Annotated in this window: 3 protein-coding genes; 2 read left to right on the forward strand and 1 reads right to left on the reverse strand. The window is 63.8% G+C overall.

From position 1 onward, the window contains the following. Positions 1-25: 25 nt before the first annotated feature. Positions 26-850 carry an SOS response-associated peptidase gene (locus tag AC1DU6_RS30280; RefSeq protein ID WP_477861762.1) on the reverse strand — a complete coding sequence of 275 codons (825 nt, stop codon included), beginning with the start codon at positions 848-850 and terminating at the stop codon, positions 26-28. A 93-nt stretch (positions 851-943) separates the two neighbouring features. Between AC1DU6_RS30280 and AC1DU6_RS30285 the strand changes: the two genes are divergently transcribed. Next, a complete protein-coding gene (locus AC1DU6_RS30285; RefSeq protein WP_477861764.1) occupies positions 944-1,393 on the forward strand; it encodes a hypothetical protein in 450 nt (149 codons plus the stop codon). Then, entirely contained in the window at positions 1,390-1,647 is a 258-nt protein-coding gene (locus AC1DU6_RS30290; protein ID WP_477861766.1) for a hypothetical protein, read from the forward strand. The genes AC1DU6_RS30285 and AC1DU6_RS30290 overlap by 4 nt, the downstream gene beginning before the upstream one ends. The last annotated feature ends 12 nt before the right edge of the window (positions 1,648-1,659 follow it).

Genomic DNA, 1,659 nt, shown 5'->3' on the forward strand with positions numbered 1-1,659 from the left:
GTGATGAAGTCCATAGTGCTCTTGGTCAGTCAAAAAGGTCGCCAGTCGTGGGTGGCGGCGGGCCCGGCTCGGCCGCGGGCTTGGCTTTTGGGCGGGACTTGCGCGCCTTCAGCTGGCGCGCAAGGGGATCGGCGGCGGCTTCACGCCAGTCGTCGGCAAACATGTCGGGCTCGCTCTCCCATTCAGCCGGCTCAGGCAGGGGCTTCCACGGCGCCGGCGCCGGCTCCGCCTCAAGCAGCTCCGCTGGGAATTGCCTGATGAAGTCGCCGGCCTTATCGATGGAGCAATTCAGCCAGCTGTCTTGATCCCCCGGGCGCAGAAACACGGGCATCCGTTTTTCGTCGCCGGGCGGATTGAAGCGACTGAAGATCGGGTGACCATCTGCGTTGATGGTCAGCATCGTGAAGGAGAGGATCTCCTCGCCATGCGGGCCGATCCACACGCCCCAAAGGCCGGCCGCGCAGAGTGGGTCACCGTTGCTGCGCTTCACGGCCCAGCGCACAGGGTCGCCCGTCTCGTAGCACCACTCGAAGCCCCTCTCCAAAGGAATCAGGCATCGATTGCCGGCAAACCATGCGGCTTTGAAGGCCCGCTTCTCGCGCATCGTCTCCGACTTGCAGTTGTACGTCTTCCGACCGAAGGCAAGGTCAGAGGCGAACTCGGGCAGGTAGCCAAAAAAGCCCACTTGAGCCTGCGCGACAACAAGCTCGGCCTTGTCCTCGGCGCGGATGAAGAAGGCCTTCAGCCCAGGGAACGCTGACTCTGGCGGCTCAACGTCCGAGGGCCTGGACACACCGAAGTGCGCCATCAGGCGATCGTCCAACGTCACGGGCTCGTAGTTGGAGCACATGACGGCACGATATCTCTAGAACGTCCTGTGCCACTTGCTGCGGTTGTAGGACGGCGTTTCTGCCCTGCCAATGAAGCTGTATAAATACACAGTATGTGGGTTGATGCAATTCAGACAAGGCAGCACGGCCGCAAGCTGCCGCAGCAACGGCTAGAGGCCATGGTCCCAGTGCGCGGGCGGCTATGGGTGACTGTCATGCGCGGTTGGGCCGAGGACGGCGAGCGCCGACCGATGACAGCCTCCCTGCTCGGCGTCCGAGGCGGCCCGGAGATCCGCTGGCGCCAGCTCGACTGCGCACGGGTCAAGATCAGGGACGGCCAGATCATGGTGTTGGGTTACGAGGATCACGGCTTCAGCGCCAAGAGTCCAAAGCCGGTGCCGCAGGTCTGGTGGTGTGATCCCGTCCGCGATCCCGTCGATGAGCAAGAGGCCCGAGCCAAGGCCAGGTTCCCACCCACGATGAACAAGGCAAGGGGCGCAGCACTCGTCTCGCAAGCCGCGCCGCCAGCCTGGGCAGATCAGGGGCCAAAGGATCTCAGATGAAGTACGACGACACCCATGTGAATGAGGCAGCGCTGAGCGTGGTCCGCGGGGCGGACTTCGACATGGCGGTGATGGTCGATGAGTCGAGGAAGCCCATGCGCTACCTCTACAGCTGCCCGCCGTTCGGCGTGCCATATGCAAGGCGTGAGGTGTGGCGCCGCCTCGTCGTACACGTCTCGGACATCGACGCTCCGGGAGTACGGGAGCGGCTTCTTGACGCAGCTGGCGTGGACCTGCTGGATGTGCCGTTCTAGGGCGAGCCGTCC

This window comes from Roseateles sp. P5_B10 (genome assembly GCF_056400485.1).